This window comes from Micromonospora sp. NPDC000663, assembly GCF_042898105.1.
Classification (GTDB): domain Bacteria; phylum Actinomycetota; class Actinomycetes; order Mycobacteriales; family Micromonosporaceae; genus Micromonospora.
The window spans coordinates 91,334-108,954 of the sequence record NZ_JBIAYR010000009.1 but is presented as its reverse complement, the minus strand read 5'-3'; the positions used below and the strand labels follow the sequence as shown (position 1 = coordinate 108,954).

Here is a 17,621-nt window from a genome sequence, read left to right as displayed (position 1 = left end):
CCACAACGCCAAGACCCGCGGCTTCAAGTTCGACCCGGAGCAGCAGGACAACCCCAAGGGCAAGAAGCAGTAGATCGACTATCCCCGAAGGGCTGCCAGCCTCGGGCAGGAGAGATGATTCGATGAGCCAGATTTCGCGGCAAGAGTACGCCGGAATGTACGGCCCCACGACGGGCGACCAGATCCGCTTGGGTGACACCGACCTCTACATCGAGATCGAGAAGGACCTGCGTGTCCTCGGCGACGAGGTGATGTACGGCGGGGGCAAGACCCTGCGGGACGGCATGGGCAGCGCCAGCCAGGCCACCAGCGCGGAGGGGGTGGTGGACCTGGTCATCACCAACGTCACAGTTCTCGATGCGCTGCTGGGTGTGGTCAAGGCGGACGTCGGCATCAAGGACGGAATGATCGTCGGTGTCGGAAAGGCCGGTAACCCGAACATCATGGACGGGGTGACCCCGGGACTGGTGACTGGGCCGGGCACCGACGCGATCTCCGGCGAGCATCTGATCCTGACCGCCGGAGGCATCGACGCCCACGTCCACCTGCTCACCCCCTCGCAGGCGTATGCGGCGCTGAGCAACGGGGTGACCACCCTCTGGGGTGGCGGCACCGGCCCCACCGACAGCAGCAACGGCGTCACCATCACGCCCGGGCCGTGGAACATCCAGAACATGATGCGCGCGTTCGAGAGCGTGCCGATCAACGTGGGCATCCTGGGCAAGGGCAACAGCAGCGGACGGGCCCCTCTGGTGGAGCAGATCATGGCCGGGGTCCCGAGTTTCAAGATCCACGAGGACTGGGGGGCACCGCCCGCGGTGCTCCGGACCTGTCTGGCCATCGCCGACGAGTTCGACGTGCAGGTCAGCGTGCACACCGACACGCTCAACGAGAGCGGCTACATCGAGGACTCGATCGCCGCCTTCGAGGGGCGGACCGTGCACAGCTTCCACACCGAGGGCGCCGGCGGCGGCCACGCGCCGGACATCATCAAGCTCGCCGGCCTGATGAACGTGCTGCCCGCCTCGACCACGCCGACCGTGCCCTACGGCATCAACAGCCAGTCCGAGCTGTACGACATGATCATGGTCTGCCACAACTTCAACCCGAAGGTCCCCTCGGACGTGGCCTTCGTGGAGAGCCGGATCCGTACCGAGACGATCGCGGCCGAGGACGTCCTGCTCGACGAGGGCGTGATCTCGATGATGCAGAGCGACTCCCAGGCCATGGGCCGCATCGGCGAGACCTGGCTTCGCACGATCCAACTCGCCGGTCAGATGAAGACCGTCCGGGGCAAGCTCGCCGAGGACTCCGACAGCAACGACAACTTCCGGGTGCTGCGGTACGTGGCGAAGATGACCATCAACCCGGCCATCACCCAGGGCGTCTCGCACGTCATCGGTTCGATCGCCCCGGGCAAACTCGCCGACCTGGTGCTCTGGGAGCCCGCCTTCTTCGGCGTGAAGCCCAAGATGGTCCTCAAGGGCGGCATGATCGCCTGGTCCATCATGGGCGACCCGAACGCCTCGCTGCCCACACCGCAGCCGGTCTACTACCGGGAGGCGTTCGGCGCATCCGGATCCCAGCTCGCCAGGAACTGCGTGACGTTCGTGTCGAGGGCAGCTCACGAGTGCGGCATCGCCGAGCAGTTGGGCCTGCAACGGCGGGTCATGCCGGTCTACCGGTGCCGCAACCTGACCAAGCGGGACATGGTGCGCAACGACCGGACTCCCCAGCTCGAAGTCGATCCGGAGACCTTCGCCGTGAAGATGGACGGCGTCCACGCGACAGTTCCGGCGGCCCGCAACCTGCCGATGACCCAGCTCTACTTCTTCAGCTGACACGGCCGGGACGGTGGCGTACGTGGCCCGGTCCCGGCACACACGAACCCGAGAGGAGAGGCCCGTGCTCGTCGAGACGGTGCTGGGCAACATGAACGAGCCGGACTGGACGCTCCGACTCAAGCAAGCGCGCATCGACGACCTGGTCCTGGACCAGTGGGACGCCCAGAAGAGCCGCATCCGCAAGATGACCAGCTCCGGGGCGGAGCTGTCCGTCGCGCTCGCGCGGGGCGTACGCCTGCGCGACGGCGACGTTCTGGCGTGGGACGACCTGACGGCCACGGCGGTGGTGGCGCGGGTGCAGCTGGGCGAGGTGATGGTGGTCCACCTCGACCAGTTGCGCGGCGAGTCGGCCGAGCTGCTGATCCGCTCGGCCGTCGAACTCGGTCACGCCATCGGCAACCAACACTGGCCGGCCGTGGTGAAGGGCACCAAGATGTACGTGCCGCTGACCGTGGACCGCAAGGTCATGGACTCGGTGATGCGCACCCACGCGTTCACCGGCATCACCCACGAGTTCGTCCCGGGCACCGAGGTCATCGCGTACCTCGCGCCGCACGAGTCGCGGCGGCTGTTCGGTGGCGCCGACTCGACCCCGCACTCCCACCTCCCCGCCGACCTCAACTGAAGCGGGGCCGGAGGTGCGCACGATGGCCGAGACCCTACGGCTCCTGCAGTTCGGTGACTCGGTCTTCCCGGTCGGCGCCTTCTCCTTCTCCAACGGCCTGGAGATGGCCGTCGAGCACGGCGTCGTCGACGACCGGGCGACCCTTCAGGACTACGTCCGGACGGTCACCCGGCTGGCCGCCACCGGGGACGGTGTCGCCCTGCTCGCCGGGCACCGGGCCGCACGGCTCGGGGACCTCGACCGGATCCGCCGCGCCGACGAGGCGGTCCACCAGCGCAAGATCAACGAAGAGTTGCGGACAATGTCCGCGCGGATGGGGCGCAAGCTCGCCGAGGCGGCCACCCGCATCGTCGGTGAGACGCTGCTCAAGAAGCGACTCGGCGAATCGACGAGCGGCACGCCTGTCACCTATCCGGTGGCGCTCGGGGTGGTCTTCGCCGACCTCGGGGTGCCCGAGGAGGACGCCTTCGCGGCCCACCAGTACGGCGCGGCGTCGACGGTGCTCAGCGCCGCGGTCCGGCTGATGCGGATCGACCATCTCGACGCGCAGTCGATCCTCTTCGCGGTCAACGAGAGGGTCGCCGACGACTACCGCGACATCCGCACGGCGGACCTGGACGACATGCAGACCTTCGGACCGCACCTCGACGTCCTGGCCGCCGCGCACCAGCACATCCACGTGCGGATGTTCATGAGTTGAGCGCGCCCCCATCTCCCTGAACCTCAACCGTCTCCCAGAAGGACAGGTCACATCATGAAGTCGGCAAGTCGTATCGGAGTGGGCGGCCCGGTGGGCAGTGGCAAGACCGCGATCATCGAGGCGGTCGTGCCACGACTCGTGGAGAACGGGCTGCGAATTCTGGTGATCACGAACGACGTGGTCACCACGGAGGACGCGAAGCACGTCCGGCGGGCGCTCACCGGCGTCCTGGTCGAGGAGCGCATCATCGGGGTGGAGACCGGGGCCTGCCCGCACACGGCCGTGCGGGAGGACCCGAGCATGAACCTCGCCGCCGTGGAGGACATGGAGTCCCGGTTCCCGGACAGCGACGTGGTGCTCATCGAGAGCGGCGGCGACAACCTCACCCTGACCTTCAGCCCGGCCCTTGTCGACTTCTTCATCTACGTCATCGACGTGGCCGCCGGCGACAAGATCCCGCGTAAGAACGGGCCGGGCATCTCCAAGTCCGACATCCTCGTGATCAACAAGACGGATCTGGCGCCCTACGTGGACGCCGACCTCGACGTCATGGCCCGCGACGCGGAGCTGATGCGCAACGGCAAGCCCGTCGTCTTCACCAACTGCAAGACCGGCGAGGGCGTCGACGAGCTGGTCTCGCTGGTCCGCCGCAACGCGCTCTTCGACGCCGAAGTGGTCGCATGATCTCACTGGACACTGCCCGGGAGCTGGCGCCGTACCAGGACCAACCGGCCCAGCTACCCGCGGCGTCCAACGGCAAGGTCGGCATCCTTCGCCTCGGGTTCGAGCGGCGGGGGGACCGGACGATCCTGCGCGACCTCTACCGGCAGTCACCGCTGCTGGTGCAACGGGCGCTCTACTGGGACGAGGAGATGCCCGAGCTGCCCTGCGTCATGATCCTCACCACCTCCGGCGGTGTGCTCCAGGGCGACCGCCTGCGGATGGACGTCAGTCTGGCCCCCGGCAGCCGGGCGCACCTGGTCACCCAGTCCGCCACCAAGATCCAGGAGATGGACGCGAACTACGGCTCGCAGGTCCAGACGTTCACCCTTGCCGAGGAGACCTACCTCGAGTACCTCCCGGAGCCGGTGATCCCGTACCGGGCCAGCCGGTTCGTCACCGACACCCGGGTCCGGCTCGCCGAGAGCGCCACCATGCTCTACGCCGAGGTCCTGCAACCCGGCCGCAAGTACTACCGCGACGGCGAACTCTTCGCGTACGACCTCTTCTCCAGCGCCCTGCGGGCGGAGCGTCCCGACGGCCAGGCGCTGTTCGTGGAGAAGTTCGTGGTGTCCCCGAAGGAGTTCGGCGTGGCGCGGGTCGGTGTCATGGACCGCTTCCACATCTTCGGCAACGTCGTGCTGCTCACCAGCCCCGAGTGCGCGGCGAGGGTCTTCGATCGGACGTCGACGCCCCTCTGGGACGAGCAGACCCCCCTGGCCAGCGCCGTCAGTCGACTGCCGAACGATGCCGGGCTCATCTTCAAGATCCTGGGGCAGGAGACCGAACCGGTCCGCGCCGCGGTACGCGCCTTCTGCGTGGCCGCCCGCGAAGAGGCGACCGGCCGGACCTTCCCGCCGGCGTTCAGCTGGCGCTGATTCGGCGAGGAGACGTCCGTGACCGCAGTGGCGAACAGGTGGGACAGGCTGGCTGACGGCAACCCGTTTATCGGGTTCATCGACGCCTGCCTGCGCGGGCCGGCGCAGGTCGTCCTTCAGAACAACCCGCTCACCGGCCTGCTGGTCCTTGTCGCGGTCGCCTGGGGGGCCATCGAGAACGGGCAGCCACGGGTCTTCGGGGGAGGCGTCGTCGGCCTGCTCGTCGGCACCGCCACGGCGCTCGCCCTGCGGGTGGACGAGCCGTCCCTGCGCAAGGGACTGTTCGGCTTCAGCCCGATCCTGACCGGCCTCGCCGTGCCGACGTTCCTCGACCACCGGCCGCTGATGTGGCTCTACCTGGTGCTCGGCGCGATCGGCACGACCGTGGTCACCCTGGCCCTGAACGCCGTCTTCAAGACCTGGGGCCTGACCGCGTTCACCATGCCGTTCGTGCTGACCACCTGGGTGCTGCTGCTGGCCGCGTACCAGTTCGACCGCTTGACGGTGCTTACCAACCTCAAGCCGATGTTTCCCGGCGAGGGGCAGCTGACCGGTGGCCGCTTCGACTGGGACCTGATCCCCACCTTCCTGCGCGGCGTGTCCCAGGTCTTCCTCATCGACAGCTGGGTCACCGGGTTGATCCTCCTGGTCGCGCTACTTGTCAACTCCCGCTGGTCGGCGCTCTTCGCGGTGCTCGGCAGCGTCGTGGCGACCCTGCTGGCGCTCTGGTTCGGCGCCGACGCGGCCTCGCTGGACAAGGGCCTGTTCGGTTTCAACGCGGTGTTGACGGCGATCGCGGTGGGCGCGGTGCTGCACCGCCCCGGCGCGCTGGTGACCCTCTACACCCTCTTCGGCATCGCCCTGACGCTGTTCGTGCAGATGGCCCTCGCCACCGTGCTCACCCCGCTGGCCATCCCCGTCCTGACCGGACCGTTCAACCTCGCCACCTGGCTGCTGCTGCTGCCCAAGCGGCACTTCGCGCCGATACCCAACCACGAACGCGCCAGGGAGACCGTCGTCTCGACGGTGAAGCACTCCGTCTGACCGTACCGAGAAAGAGGTGAGTTCCCATGCTCGCTCAGCAAGCGGTCAACTCCGGCGACACCGCCTGGGTGCTCGTCTGCACAGGCCTGGTGCTGTTCATGACGCCGGGCCTGGCCGCCTTCTACGGCGGGATGGTCCGCACCCGAAACGTGCTCGCCATGCTGCAGCAGAACATGATCGCGTTGGGCGTCGTGAGCCTGACCTGGGTGCTGGTGGGCTACACCATCGCCTTCGGCGACGACGCCGGCAGTGGCCTGCTGGGCAACTTCGAACTCTTCGGACTCAGCAATCTCGGGGTGCCGCCCGCTCCGCACCTGCACGTCGTCGCCGGCCAGGTGACGGTTCCCACCCTGGCGTTCGTGGCGTACCAGATGATGTTCGCGGTGATCACGCCCGCGCTGGTCACCGGCGCCACGGCCGGCCGGCTGAAGTTCCTCGGCTGGGTGGTGTTCCTGGCCGTGTGGTCGATCGTGGTCTACGCGCCGATCGCCCACTGGCTCTGGCACCCGGACGGTTGGCTGGCCCGCTTCGGCACCCAGGACTGGGCCGGCGGCATGGTGGTGCACGCCTCGGCGGGCGCCGCCGTCCTGGCCGTCCTGCTCGTCGTCGGCCGTCGCCGGGGCTGGCCGCACACCGCCGCTCCGCCCAACTCCATCCCGCTGACCATCCTCGGGGCGGGCATCCTCTGGTTCGGGTGGTTCGGCTTCAACGGCGGCGACGGCCTCCAGGCCAACGGCATCGCCGCCCAGGCGGTGATCAACACTCACCTCGCGGCGGCCGCCGGCATGCTCGTCTGGCTGGTCGCCGAGCGGGCGAAGGACGGCCACAGCACCGTCGTGGGCGGCGTCTCCGGCGCCGTCGCGGGCCTCGCGACGGTCACCCCGGCCGCCGGGTACGTCAACACGCTCTCCGCCATCGCCATCGGCGCGATCGCCGGCCTCGTCTGCCACACCGCCCTGCGCCTGAAGTATCTGCTGCGGCTCGACGACGCGCTCGACGTCCTCGCCGTGCACTTCGTCGGCGGCATGCTGGGCTCGCTGCTGGTCGGGTTCTTCGGCAACAGCGGCACCAACCCGCTGGGCAAGGACGGGCTCTTCTTCGGTGGCGGCGGATCGCTGCTGTGGCACCAGATCGTCGGTGTGGTGGTCGTGGTGGCCTTCTCGTTCGTGCTCAGCTGGCTGATCGCCGCCGCCGTGCAGGCGGTCCTCGGGCTCCGCGCCCCCGCCGACACGCAGGACGACCTCGACCACGCCCAGCAGGGCGCCGACGCCTACCACCTGGGCGGCGTCGCGGCCCTCAACGGCACCGGCGCGCCCGAGCGCCGCCGCCGGACCGGCGGCGACCGCCCCGCCCCCCGACCCGCTGGGACCAACCCTCCCGGCCAGCCCGCCTCGCCGGCCCGGCTGGTCACCGCCACGGTGGACCCGGCGCGGCTGCCGACCACCCGGGAGCTGCGCGAGGCCCTGCTCGGCGCGGGCGCCACCTCCATCGTCGTCTTCGACGCCACCGTCTCCACCGCCGAGCCGGCGGCCCGGGCGCTGCCCCGGGGCTACTGGCAGGACCAGGACCTGCTGGACCGCGCCCGGATCGAGGTGGTCGTACGCCAGGGGGCGGTGCCCGCGGTGCTCGACGTGCTGGACGGGTACGGCGCCGACCGCTCGGACAGTTTTGTGCAGGACGTCCAGCCGGCCACGGACGTCAGGTGACCTGCCGCGCGAGGTTCGCGCCTGCCGGCGGCACCCGTGGTCGGGGGCAGGTCATAGGGTGATCCCGTGGCGACCCTTCTGCTTCTGCGACACGGCCGGACCACCGCGAACGCCGACGGCGGGCTGGCCGGCCGTCAGCCCGTCGAGCTGGACGACACGGGCCGGGCCCAGGCGACCGCCGTGGGCGAGCGCCTGCGGGCGGTGCCGCTCGCGGCGGTGGTGACCAGCCCGCTGATCCGCTGCCGGCAGACGTTGGAGCTGGCCCTCCCGCAGGCCACTCCGGTGGTGGAGGAGGGGCTGATCGAGTGCGGCTACGGCACCTGGGAGGGGCAGCCGCTCAAGAAGCTGGCCAAGGAGCCGCTCTGGCCGGTGGTCCAGCAGCACCCGAGCGCGGCGGTGTTCCCCGACGGCGAGGCGATGGCGGCGATGGCGGCACGGGCCGTGGCGGCGGTGCGCTCGTGGGACGCCCGGGTCAGCGCCGAGCACGGGCCCGAGGCGGTCTGGCTGGCGTGCAGCCACGGCGACGTGATCAAGGCGATCGTGGCGGACGCCCTCGGCGTACACCTGGATCTTTTCCAGCGGATCGTGGCCGACCCGGCGTCGGTGACCGCGATCCGGTTCACGCCGCTGCGGCCGTTCCTCGTCCGGCTCAACGACACGGGCGGCGACCTGGCCGCGCTGGTGCCGCCGCCGCGCAAGCGGCGCCGGCGGGCGGCCCGCGGCGCCGACTCGGACGCGGCCGTCGGCGGCGGGGCAGGTGCCTCCCGGTGAGCCGCGTCACGACGCCCCGCCGCAGCTCCCCGGTCGCCGCCACGCCCGGCCGCGACCCCTGGTACGCCGGGCGCGCCGCCGCCGCGGCGATTCGGGTCGGTGGGGTGCGCGGCGCCCTGGCGGGCCGGATAGGGTCGTGGGTATGACCCACCAGGTGCACGCCTTCGAACCGCCGGAGCGGTTCGTCGCCGGGACCGTCGGGCCGCCGGGGGAGCGCACGTTCTTCCTCCAGGCCCGCGGCGGCGGCAGGCTGGTCAGCGTCGCGCTGGAGAAGGTCCAGGTTTCCCTGCTCGCCGAGAAGCTGGAGGAGCTGCTCACCGAGGCGCAGCGTCGCTTCGGGGTGGACCTGCCCGAGCTGGCGCCGGTGATCGGCGACAACGAGCCGCTGGACACTCCGGTCGACGAGGAGTTCCGGGTCGGGACGCTCGGGCTGGCCTTCGACGTCGACACCGCGACAGTGGTGATCGAGGCGATCGCGGCGGGCGAGGTCGAGCCCGAGGTCGAGCTGGGCGACGAGGACGACGACGAGGACGACGAGGACGACGACGAGCCGGACGAGGACCTGGACCGGCTCCGGGTCCGACTCACCCCGCAGGCGACCCGCCAGTTCATCGAGCGGGCGCGACGCGTGGTGAACGCGGGCCGGCCGCCGTGCCCGCTGTGCGGCCAGCCGTTGGATCCCGCCGGGCACCTCTGCCCGCGGCACAACGGTTACCACCGGTGACCTCGTCCGGCCTCCAGCCTCGCCAGGACGGCGACGCCGCGCTGCGGCTGCTGCGGGACGGCGTGCTCGACCTGGAGGGTCGGCTGGTCGACGCGTCGAACACGACGCTGCGCGGCATCCTGACGCTCGACGGCGCCACGGCCCGCTGCGTCTACAAGCCGGTGCGCGGGGAGCGCCCGCTGTGGGACTTTCCCGACGGCACCCTCGCCGGCCGGGAGGTGTCGGCGTACCTGGTCTCCCGGGCCACCGGCTGGGATCTGGTGCCGCCGACCGTGTTGCGCGACGGCCCGTTCGGCCCCGGCTCCTGCCAGCTGTGGATCGACGAGCCGCAGGACGCCGAGCCGCTCGTGGGGTTCCTGCCCGCCGGCGAACTGCCGCCGCGCTGGTTCCCGATCGCCGCGGCACGGGACGACGACGGCGCCGAGTACGCCCTCGCCCACGCCGACGACCCGCGGCTGGCCCGACTCGCCGTCCTCGACGCGGTGATCAACAACGCGGACCGCAAGGGCGGCCACGTGCTCGTCGGCGACGACGACCGGATCTACGGCGTGGACCACGGGGTGTGCTTCCACGTGGAGGACAAGCTACGCACGGTGCTCTGGGGCTGGGCCGGCAGGCAGTTGCCGCCGGACGCCGTGGAGATGCTCGACGGGCTCGCCGGGCAGTTGTCCGGGGCGCTCGGCGCGGAGCTGGCCGATCACCTGACGATCAGCGAGGTCGCCGAGCTGGCCGCCCGCGTGGACAACCTGCGCGCCACCTGTCGCTTCCCGCAGCCGCCGGAGGACTGGCCGGCGATCCCCTGGCCCCCGATGTGACACCGCTGTCATCTTGATCACCCGTGCGGCGACCCGGGGTCGTCGTGGGGCTGGCTAGGCTGAGGCCATGGAGTCTTGGGCGGGACATGAGGTGCCACGGCTGCCGGGCAGGGGCGAGCCGTTGGCGTTGTACGACTCGGCGCGGCAGACGGTCGAGCCGAGTGTGCCGGCCGACGCGGGCAGCATGTACGTCTGCGGCATCACCCCGTACGACGCCACCCACCTCGGCCACGCCGCCACCATGATCACGTTCGATCTGGTGCAGCGGATGTGGCGCGACGCCGGCCGTCCGGTGCGCTACGTGCAGAACGTCACCGACATCGACGACCCGCTGCTGGAGCGCGCCGCCCGCGACGGCGAGGACTGGGTGGTCCTGGCGATGCGGGAGACGGCGTTGTTCCGGGAGGACATGGAGGCGCTGCGAATCATCCCGCCGGAGCATTACGTGGGCGCGGTGGAGTCGATCCCGGACATCGTCGACAAGGTCGAGATGCTGCTCAAGGACGGCGCCGCCTACCGCCTCGACGACGGCACCGGCGACGTCTACTTCGACATCTCCGCCACCGGCCGGTACGGCTACGAGTCCAACCTGACCCGCGAGCAGATGCTGGAGATCTTCCCGGAGCGCGGCGGCGACCCGGACCGGGCCGGCAAGCGCGACCCCCTCGATCCGCTGCTGTGGCGTGGCGCCCGCGAGGGCGAGCCGTCCTGGCCGGGCGGGGAGCTGGGCGAGGGCCGCCCCGGCTGGCACATCGAGTGCGCGGTGATCGCCCTGAACCTGCTCGGCGACCGGATCGACGTGCAGGGCGGCGGCAACGACCTGCTGTTCCCGCACCACGAGGCGTCCGCGGCGCACGCCGAGCGGTTGACCGGTCAGGCGCCGTTCGCCGAGCACTACGTGCACGCCGGGATGATCGGCCTGGACGGCGAGAAGATGTCCAAGTCCCGCGGCAACCTGGTCTTCGTCTCCCGGCTCCGCGCGGACCGGGTCGACCCGATGGCGATCCGCCTGGCGCTGATGTCGGGGCACTACCGCAGCGACCGCACGTGGACCGACGAGCTGCTCACCGCCGCGCGGGAGCGGCTGGACCGCTGGCGGCGGGCCGCCGCCGCGCCCGCCGGGCCGTCCGGGACCGCGCTACTGGCCGAGGTACGCGAACGACTGGCCGACGACCTGGACACACCCGGTGCGCTGGCGGTCGCCGACCGCTGGGCCGAGGCGACCCTGTCCGGCGCCACGGATGATCCCGAAGCACCCGCACTCTTCGCCGCCACGGTCGACGCCCTCTTGGGCATCCGCCTCTGACCCCCGCGCCCCGGCCCCGGCGGTGCTCGCTGCCCGCCGGCCCGACCCGTGGCCGCAGTTCTGCGGCCCGTGGCGCGGGAACTTCCCCGACCGGGTCGGCGTAGCTGTACTGTGCCCTGTCGAGCTGCCCCGGATATGGGGCGGTGGGGGCGGGCGCCCAGGTGCTGATGCGGTCTGCGGTCGAGCCGTCCCGGATCATCTTCGGGTGGCCGCGGACGCGATCGTCCGAGCAGCTCTGCCCCGAACGTGGGGCAGCTCGACAGGGCGCAGCCACCAACCCCGCCCTCCGCCGCCGGTCTGCTGCGCAGCCCGTTGACCGAGGGGTGGGTCAGCCCAGGACCAGGCCGGGGTCGGGTTCCGGGTCCGGGGTCGGTCCGGGGATCTTGTACTCCTCGGTGAGGGTGGTCATGGGGCCGGGCCAGGTGGCCTGGGCGACCTCGATCGGCTTGCGGTGCTCGTCGTACGCGACGTGCAGCAGGTGCAGCACCGGGGTGTCGGGCCGGATCTGGAGGGTTTCGGCCTCCTCCCGGCTGGGTTGGCGGGCGCTTATCGTGTCGGTGGCCGAGACGTACCGCCGGCCGGTGGCCTCCTCGGCCTCCTGGTAGAGGGGCCGGCCGAACGCCTCGGCGCGCTCCAGCGGGGTGCCGGCGGTGTCGCGGGGCAGGAACCAGGACGCGCCCACCTCGACGGGGGAGTCGTCGGTGCGCACGAGGTGCCGGCGGCAGAGCAGGTCGGTGCCGTCGGGCACGCCGAACGCGTCGGCGACCTCGGCGGGTGCGGGGGAGCGGCCGACCGAGACGAGTTGTTGGCGGTACCGGGCGGCCAGGTCGGTGTGGTAGCCGCGGAAGCCGCCGTACCGGCCTCGGGAGAGGCGGTTGAGTCGGCGCCGGGTGCCGCGGACGTACGTACCGGAGCCGGGTTTGGTGATCAGGATGCCCTCGACCCGCAGTTGGTCGACGGCGCGTTGCACGGTCTGCTTGGCGACGCCGAACATCTCGGCGATGGCCGGGATGGAGGGGAGCCGTTCGCCGGGCCCCCAGTCGCCGCGGCGGACCTGGGCCTTGAGCTGCGCGGCGATCTGCCGGTGGGGAAACTCGGCAGCGCCGGGGTTGATCTGCACACCCGCCTCCTTGATCACATCTAGGTTCCTAGGATGCCGTAGAGGGTGTGACGGCGCCACCCGCGACACGCGAAAAACGGGCCCCCGGACCAGAAAGGTCCAGGGGCCCGCAGGCGAATCAGTGTTACCAGGAGCCGGCGGTGGGGCCCGCCGAACCGCCCCGGCGGCGCAGGTACTTCTCGAACTCCTGGGCGATCTCGTCACCTGTCAACGGGGTGATGCCCTCGTCTCCGACCCGTTCCTCCAGCTCGCGCACGTACTCGCCCAGCTCGGCGTCCTGCTCGGCGGCGCTGCGCACGCGCTGCTCCCACTCGGCGGACTCCTCGGCCAGGTCGGCCATCGGCACCGGCAGGTCGACGACCTCCTCGACGCGGTGCAGCAGGGCGAGAGTGGCCTTCGGGCAGGGCGGGTTGTTGGCGTAGTGCGGCACGTGCACCCAGAACGAGACGGCGTCCACCTCGGCGCGGGTGCACGCGTCGTGCAGCACCCCGACGATGCCTGTCGGCCCGTCGTAGCGGGTGGGGGTGAGCTGGTAGCGCTCGGCGGCCTGCGCGTCGGAGGCGCTGCCGCTGATCGGCAACGGCCGGGTGTACGGCACGTCGGCCAGCAACGCGCCGAGCAGCACCACCCGTTCGACCTCGAGGCTGTGGCAGATCTCCAGCACCTGCTCGCAGAACGTGCGCCAGCGCATGCTCGGCTCGATGCCCCGGATCAGCACCACGTCCCGTTCGGTGCCCTCCGGGCTGGCCACCATGAACCGGGTCGTCGGCCACTCCACCCGGCGGGTCTCCCCGTCGGCCATGGTGATTGTGGGTCGGCTGACCTGGAAGTCGTAGAACTCCTCCGGGTCCAGTTCGGTGATCTGCCGGGCCTGCCACACCTGCTCCAGGTGCTCGACGGCCGCCGTGGACGCGTCGGCGGCGTCGTTCCACCCCTCGAACGCGGCGATGGCCACCGGGGACCGCAGCACCGGCAGTCCGTCGAACTCGGTCACGCCGTCACCTCACCCTGCTCGTCGCGGCCGTCCCCGGGACCACGCCCGGTCGTCGGGCCGTGGTGCACAGTGGCGTCCCTGTTGTCCTTCACGTCCGCCAGCCTACGTGCCGAGCGGGTGCCCGGCCCGTCGGCCGCGCCGGTCGGGCCCGCCGGCAACCGGTCATACACCGACGAACCGGACAGCGTGATCCCGCTGACACAATATGGGATCGGGTGCCGAGGGTCGCTGGGTACGACGGGTGCCGCACTAACCTGAACGGGTGCGGAACTCGTTGATGGATGCGCTGGCCGACCGGATCCTCATCGCCGACGGGGCGATGGGCACGATGTTGCACGCTGCGGACCTCACCCTCGACGACTTCGACGGCCTCGAGGGGTGCGTCGAGGTCCTCAACGTCACCCGTCCGGACGTGGTGCGCGGGGTGCACGACGCCTACCTGGCCGCGGGCGCGGACTGCGTGGAGACCAACACCTTCGGCGCCAACCTGGCCAATCTCGGCGAGTACGACATCCCGCACCGCATCCGGGAATTGTCCGAGGCGGGCGCCCGCATCGCCCGAGAGGCCGCCGACGCGGCGAGCACCGCGCAGCGGCCCCGGTTCGTGCTGGGCTCGATCGGGCCGGGCACGAAGCTGCCCACCCTCGGGCACGCCGACTACGCGACCCTGCGCGACGCGTACCAGGAGAACGCCGCCGGTCTGATCGTCGGCGGCGCGGACGCCCTGATCATCGAGACCTCCCAGGATCTGCTCCAGGTCAAGGCGGCCATGGTCGGGTCGAAGCGGGCGATGACCGAGCTGGGCCAGCAGGTGTCGATCATCTGCCATGTGGCGATGGAGACCACCGGCACCATGCTGGTGGGCAGCGAGATCGGCGCGGCCCTCGCGGCCATCGAGCCGCTCGGCGTGGACCTCATCGGGCTGAACTGCTCCACCGGCCCGGCGGAGATGAGCGAGCACCTGCGCTACCTCTCGCAGCACTCCCGCGTCCCGTTGTCGGTGATGCCGAACGCCGGCCTGCCGGTGCTGACGGCCGACGGGGCGTACTTCCCGTTGACTCCCGTGGAGCTGGCCGAGGCCCTGGAGCGCTTCGTCACCGAGTACGGGGTGGGGCTGGTCGGCGGCTGCTGCGGCACCACCCCGGAGCACATCAGGGTGCTGGCCGAGCGGCTGCACGGCGCCGTCGCCCCGGCGCGGGAGCCCCGGCACGAGGCGGGTGTCTCGTCGGTGTACCACCCGGTGCCCTTCGCGCAGGACGCGTCGGTGCTGATGGTGGGCGAGCGCACCAACGCCAACGGTTCCAAGGCGTTCCGGGAGGCGATGCTCGCCGCCGACTGGCGGGCCTGCGTGGAGATCGCCCGCAGCCAGGCCCGCGACGGCTCCCACCTGCTCGACCTGTGCGTGGACTACGTGGGCCGCGACGGCACGCAGGACATGCGGGAGCTGGCCGGTCGGTTCGCCACCGCGTCCACGTTGCCGATCATGCTGGACTCCACCGAGCCGGCCGTCGTCGAGGCCGGCCTGGAGATGCTCGGCGGCCGGTGCGTGGTCAACTCGGTGAACTTCGAGGACGGCGACGGCCCCGAATCCCGCTACGCCCGGGTGATGCCGATCGTCCGGGAGCACGGCGCGGCGGTGGTGGCGCTGCTCATCGACGAGGAGGGGCAGGCCCGGACGCGGGAGTGGAAGGTCCGGGTCGCGGCGCGGCTGATCGACGACCTGACCGGCCGGTGGGGTATGGACCGCTCGGACATCCTCATCGACGCGTTGACGTTCCCGATCGCCACCGGGCAGGAGGAGACCCGCCGCGACGGCATCGAGACGATCGAGGCGATCCGGGAGATCGCCAGCCGCTACCCGGGCGTCAACTTCACGCTCGGCATCTCGAACATCTCGTTCGGGCTCAACCCGGCGGCCCGGCAGGTGCTCAACTCGGTGTTCCTGCACGAGTGCGTGCAGGCCGGTCTGACGTCCGCGATCGTGCACGCCAGCAAGATCCTGCCGATGTCGAAGATCCCCGACGAGCAGCGCGAGGTCGCCCTGGACCTCGTCTACGACAGGCGCCGGGAGGGGTACGACCCGGTGCAGCGGTTCCTGGAGCTGTTCGAGGGCGTCGACGTGACAAGTGCCCGGGCCAGCCGGGCGCAGGAGTTGGCGGCGCTGCCGCTGGACGAGCGGCTCAAGCGGCGGATCATCGACGGTGAGCGTAACGGCCTGGAGGCCGACTTGGACGAGGCGATGGCCGGCGGCCGGACCCCGCTGTCGATCATCAACGACATCCTGCTGGACGGCATGAAGGTCGTCGGGGAGCTGTTCGGCTCCGGCCAGATGCAACTGCCGTTCGTGCTCCAGTCCGCCGAGGTGATGAAGACCGCCGTGGCGTACCTGGAGCCGCACATGGAAGCCACGGAGGACGGCGGTAAGGGCCGCATCGTGCTGGCCACCGTGCGCGGCGACGTGCACGACATCGGCAAGAACCTGGTCGACATCATCCTGTCCAACAACGGCTACGAGGTCGTGAACATCGGCATCAAGCAGCCGATCAGCGCCATCCTGGACGCCGCCGAGCAGCACCGCGCCGACGCGATCGGCATGTCCGGGCTGCTGGTCAAGAGCACTGTCATCATGAAGGAGAACCTCGCCGAGATGGCCACCCGCGGGGTCGCCGACCGGTGGCCGGTCCTGCTGGGCGGGGCGGCCCTGACCCGGGCGTACGTCGAGGACGACCTGCGGTCGATGTTCCCCGGGCAGGTGCACTACGCGCGGGACGCGTTCGAGGGTCTGTCCCTGATGGACAAGGTGATGATCGCCAAGCGCGGTGGCGCGCCGGTGATCGACCCCGAACGGGAGGCGGCCCTCGCGGCTCGCCGGGCCCGCCGGGAGCGGCAGCGGACGATGGTCACCGAGTCGCTGCCGGAGCTGCACGACTCCTCCGTCCGCTCCAATGTGGCCGCCGACGTGGAGGTGCCCACCCCGCCGTTCTTCGGCACCCGGGTGGTCAAGGGTGTGCCGATGGCCGACTACGCGGCGCTGCTCGACGAGCGGGCCACCTTCCGTGGACAGTGGGGGCTCAACGGCGCGCGGGGCGGCAACGGACCCTCCTACGACGAACTGGTCGAGACCGAGGGTCGCCCGCGCCTGCGGTACTGGCTGGACCGGCTGATCGCCGACCAGGTCCTTGAGGCAGCCGTGGTGTACGGCTACTTCCCCGCGTACTCCGAAGGCAACGACCTGGTGGTGCTCGACGAGAACGGGCACGCGGAGCGCGCCCGGTTCTCGTTCCCCCGCCAGCGCCAGGAGCGGCGGCTCTGCCTGGCGGACTTCTTCAAGCCCAAGGGCAGCGACCAGCTCGACGTGGTCGCATTGCAACTGGTCACCGTCGGCCAGCCGGTCAGCGAGTACGCGGCGAAGCTGTTCGCCCGCAACGAGTACCGCGACTACCTGGAGGTGCACGGCCTCTCCGTGCAGCTCACCGAGGCGCTCGCCGAGTACTGGCACCGGCGCATCCGCTCGGAGCTGACCCTGCCCGACGGTCGTCCGCTGGGCCACGACGACCCGACGGACCTGGCCGGCCTGCTGCGCAACGACTACCGGGGATGCCGGTACGCGTTCGGCTACCCGGCCTGCCCGGACCTGGAGGACCGGGCGAAGATCGTGGAGCTGCTCGGGTCGGAGCGGATCGGGGTCGAGCTGTCCGAGGAGTTCCAGCTCATGCCGGAGCAGGCCACCGACGCCATCGTGGTCCACCACCCGGAGGCCAGCTACTTCAACGCCAAGTGACGGGAGCCGAGGCCCGCTGCCGCGCGGACTGTCGGTGTCGGCCGTTACGCTGCCGGCGTGCTGACGACCGATACGGAGAAGGCCGCGCTGTGTGAGTTCCTCGCGTGTCAGCGCGCCAGCGTCCGCGCCATCCTGGCCGACCTGGATGAGAACTCGCTGCGAAAGTCGGTCCTGCCGTCCGGGTGGTCGCCGCTCGGGCTGGTGGAGCACCTCGGGTACGCCGAGCGCCACTGGTTCCAGGAGGTCTTTCGTGGCGTGGCCGAGCCGTTGCCCTGGCCGGACGACAACACCCCGCTGATCACGTCTCGATCGCCGGCGCAGGTCTTCGGTTTCTACAGTGACCAGTGCCGGATCTCGGACGCGATCATCGCCGGGGCTTCGTTGGCGGCGGCCCGGGCGGCCCGGCACCCGGAGGAGCCGCTGGCGTCGCAGACCACCGACCTGCGGCGGATCGTCCTGCACGTCATCGAGGAGACGGCCCGGCACGCCGGTCACCTGGACGTCGTGCGCGAGCTCATCGACGGGCGCACCGGGCTGGGGCCACGCTGATCAACGCCCACATGACGGGCGGATGGGCGATCACCCGTACCTCC

Annotated in this window: 15 protein-coding genes; 13 read left to right on the top strand and 2 right to left on the bottom strand. The window is 70.9% G+C overall.

All coding sequences use genetic code 11. The annotated features are described in order from the left end of the window. Positions 1-122: 122 nt before the first annotated feature. The 11 genes from ACFY1S_RS24725 to mshC all read left to right on the top strand — a co-directional run bounded on the left by ACFY1S_RS24725 (position 123) and on the right by mshC (position 11,133). Complete coding sequence (locus tag ACFY1S_RS24725; RefSeq protein WP_387122396.1) at positions 123-1,841, top strand: urease subunit alpha; 1,719 nt, start codon at positions 123-125, stop codon at positions 1,839-1,841. 64 nt (positions 1,842-1,905) lie between these two features. Beyond that, positions 1,906-2,469 carry an urease accessory protein UreE gene (ureE, locus tag ACFY1S_RS24720; RefSeq protein ID WP_387122393.1) on the top strand — a complete coding sequence of 188 codons (564 nt, stop codon included), beginning with the start codon at positions 1,906-1,908 and terminating at the stop codon, positions 2,467-2,469. Between the two features lie 22 nt (positions 2,470-2,491). After that, on the top strand, positions 2,492-3,169 hold the full coding sequence (locus ACFY1S_RS24715) for an urease accessory protein UreF (RefSeq protein WP_387122390.1): 678 nt from the start codon (positions 2,492-2,494) through the stop codon (positions 3,167-3,169). Between the two features lie 54 nt (positions 3,170-3,223). Next, on the top strand, positions 3,224-3,853 hold the full coding sequence (gene ureG, locus ACFY1S_RS24710) for an urease accessory protein UreG (RefSeq protein ID WP_387122386.1): 630 nt from the start codon (positions 3,224-3,226) through the stop codon (positions 3,851-3,853). After that, entirely contained in the window at positions 3,850-4,767 is a 918-nt protein-coding gene (locus ACFY1S_RS24705; RefSeq protein ID WP_387122384.1) for an urease accessory protein UreD, read from the top strand. Before ureG ends, ACFY1S_RS24705 begins: the two co-directional genes overlap by 4 nt. A gap of 18 nt (positions 4,768-4,785) precedes the next feature. Next, positions 4,786-5,811 (top strand): urea transporter, encoded by a 1,026-nt coding sequence (gene yut, locus ACFY1S_RS24700; protein ID WP_387122381.1) that lies wholly within the window; start codon positions 4,786-4,788, stop codon positions 5,809-5,811. A 26-nt stretch (positions 5,812-5,837) separates the two neighbouring features. Further along, positions 5,838-7,517 carry an ammonium transporter gene (locus tag ACFY1S_RS24695; protein ID WP_387122378.1) on the top strand — a complete coding sequence of 560 codons (1,680 nt, stop codon included), beginning with the start codon at positions 5,838-5,840 and terminating at the stop codon, positions 7,515-7,517. A gap of 66 nt (positions 7,518-7,583) precedes the next feature. Next, positions 7,584-8,288, top strand: a complete 705-nt coding sequence (locus ACFY1S_RS24690; protein ID WP_364365493.1) for an MSMEG_4193 family putative phosphomutase — start codon at positions 7,584-7,586, stop codon at positions 8,286-8,288. A gap of 142 nt (positions 8,289-8,430) precedes the next feature. After that, positions 8,431-9,012, top strand: coding sequence for a DUF3090 domain-containing protein (locus ACFY1S_RS24685; protein ID WP_030332806.1), 582 nt, complete (start codon positions 8,431-8,433; stop codon positions 9,010-9,012). Beyond that, positions 9,009-9,827: an SCO1664 family protein gene (locus tag ACFY1S_RS24680; protein ID WP_387122374.1), complete on the top strand. Its 819-nt coding sequence runs from the start codon at positions 9,009-9,011 to the stop codon at positions 9,825-9,827. The genes ACFY1S_RS24685 and ACFY1S_RS24680 overlap by 4 nt, the downstream gene beginning before the upstream one ends. A gap of 67 nt (positions 9,828-9,894) precedes the next feature. Continuing rightward, positions 9,895-11,133: a cysteine--1-D-myo-inosityl 2-amino-2-deoxy-alpha-D-glucopyranoside ligase gene (gene mshC, locus ACFY1S_RS24675; RefSeq protein WP_387122372.1), complete on the top strand. Its 1,239-nt coding sequence runs from the start codon at positions 9,895-9,897 to the stop codon at positions 11,131-11,133. 328 nt (positions 11,134-11,461) lie between these two features. Here mshC and ACFY1S_RS24670 read toward each other — a convergent pair whose 3' ends face one another. Together ACFY1S_RS24670 and ACFY1S_RS24665 are read right to left on the bottom strand one after the other, a co-directional pair. Then, positions 11,462-12,253, bottom strand: coding sequence for a GntR family transcriptional regulator (locus ACFY1S_RS24670; RefSeq protein WP_387122369.1), 792 nt, complete (start codon positions 12,251-12,253; stop codon positions 11,462-11,464). A gap of 124 nt (positions 12,254-12,377) precedes the next feature. Further along, positions 12,378-13,247 carry a PAC2 family protein gene (locus ACFY1S_RS24665; RefSeq protein WP_139586737.1) on the bottom strand — a complete coding sequence of 290 codons (870 nt, stop codon included), beginning with the start codon at positions 13,245-13,247 and terminating at the stop codon, positions 12,378-12,380. Between the two features lie 277 nt (positions 13,248-13,524). Between ACFY1S_RS24665 and metH the strand changes: the two genes are divergently transcribed. Both metH and ACFY1S_RS24655 read left to right on the top strand, forming a co-directional pair. Further along, positions 13,525-17,028 (top strand): methionine synthase, encoded by a 3,504-nt coding sequence (metH, locus tag ACFY1S_RS24660; protein ID WP_387122634.1) that lies wholly within the window; start codon positions 13,525-13,527, stop codon positions 17,026-17,028. A gap of 57 nt (positions 17,029-17,085) precedes the next feature. Further along, complete coding sequence (locus ACFY1S_RS24655) at positions 17,086-17,577, top strand: DinB family protein (protein ID WP_387122365.1); 492 nt, start codon at positions 17,086-17,088, stop codon at positions 17,575-17,577. Positions 17,578-17,621 lie beyond the last annotated feature (44 nt).

What these genes read in the sequence shown, in the direction of transcription:
- ACFY1S_RS24725 (WP_387122396.1), top strand. Translation starts at nt 123, where the DNA reads ATGAGCCAGATTTCGCGGCAAGAGTACGCCGGAATGTACGGCCCCACG.
- ACFY1S_RS24715 (WP_387122390.1), top strand. Translation starts at nt 2,492, where the DNA reads ATGGCCGAGACCCTACGGCTCCTGCAGTTCGGTGACTCGGTCTTCCCG.
- ureG (WP_387122386.1), top strand. Translation starts at nt 3,224, where the DNA reads ATGAAGTCGGCAAGTCGTATCGGAGTGGGCGGCCCGGTGGGCAGTGGC.
- ACFY1S_RS24705 (WP_387122384.1), top strand. Translation starts at nt 3,850, where the DNA reads ATGATCTCACTGGACACTGCCCGGGAGCTGGCGCCGTACCAGGACCAA.
- ACFY1S_RS24695 (WP_387122378.1), top strand. Translation starts at nt 5,838, where the DNA reads ATGCTCGCTCAGCAAGCGGTCAACTCCGGCGACACCGCCTGGGTGCTC.
- ACFY1S_RS24685 (WP_030332806.1), top strand. Translation starts at nt 8,431, where the DNA reads ATGACCCACCAGGTGCACGCCTTCGAACCGCCGGAGCGGTTCGTCGCC.
- mshC (WP_387122372.1), top strand. Translation starts at nt 9,895, where the DNA reads ATGGAGTCTTGGGCGGGACATGAGGTGCCACGGCTGCCGGGCAGGGGC.
- metH (WP_387122634.1), top strand. Translation starts at nt 13,525, where the DNA reads ATGGATGCGCTGGCCGACCGGATCCTCATCGCCGACGGGGCGATGGGC.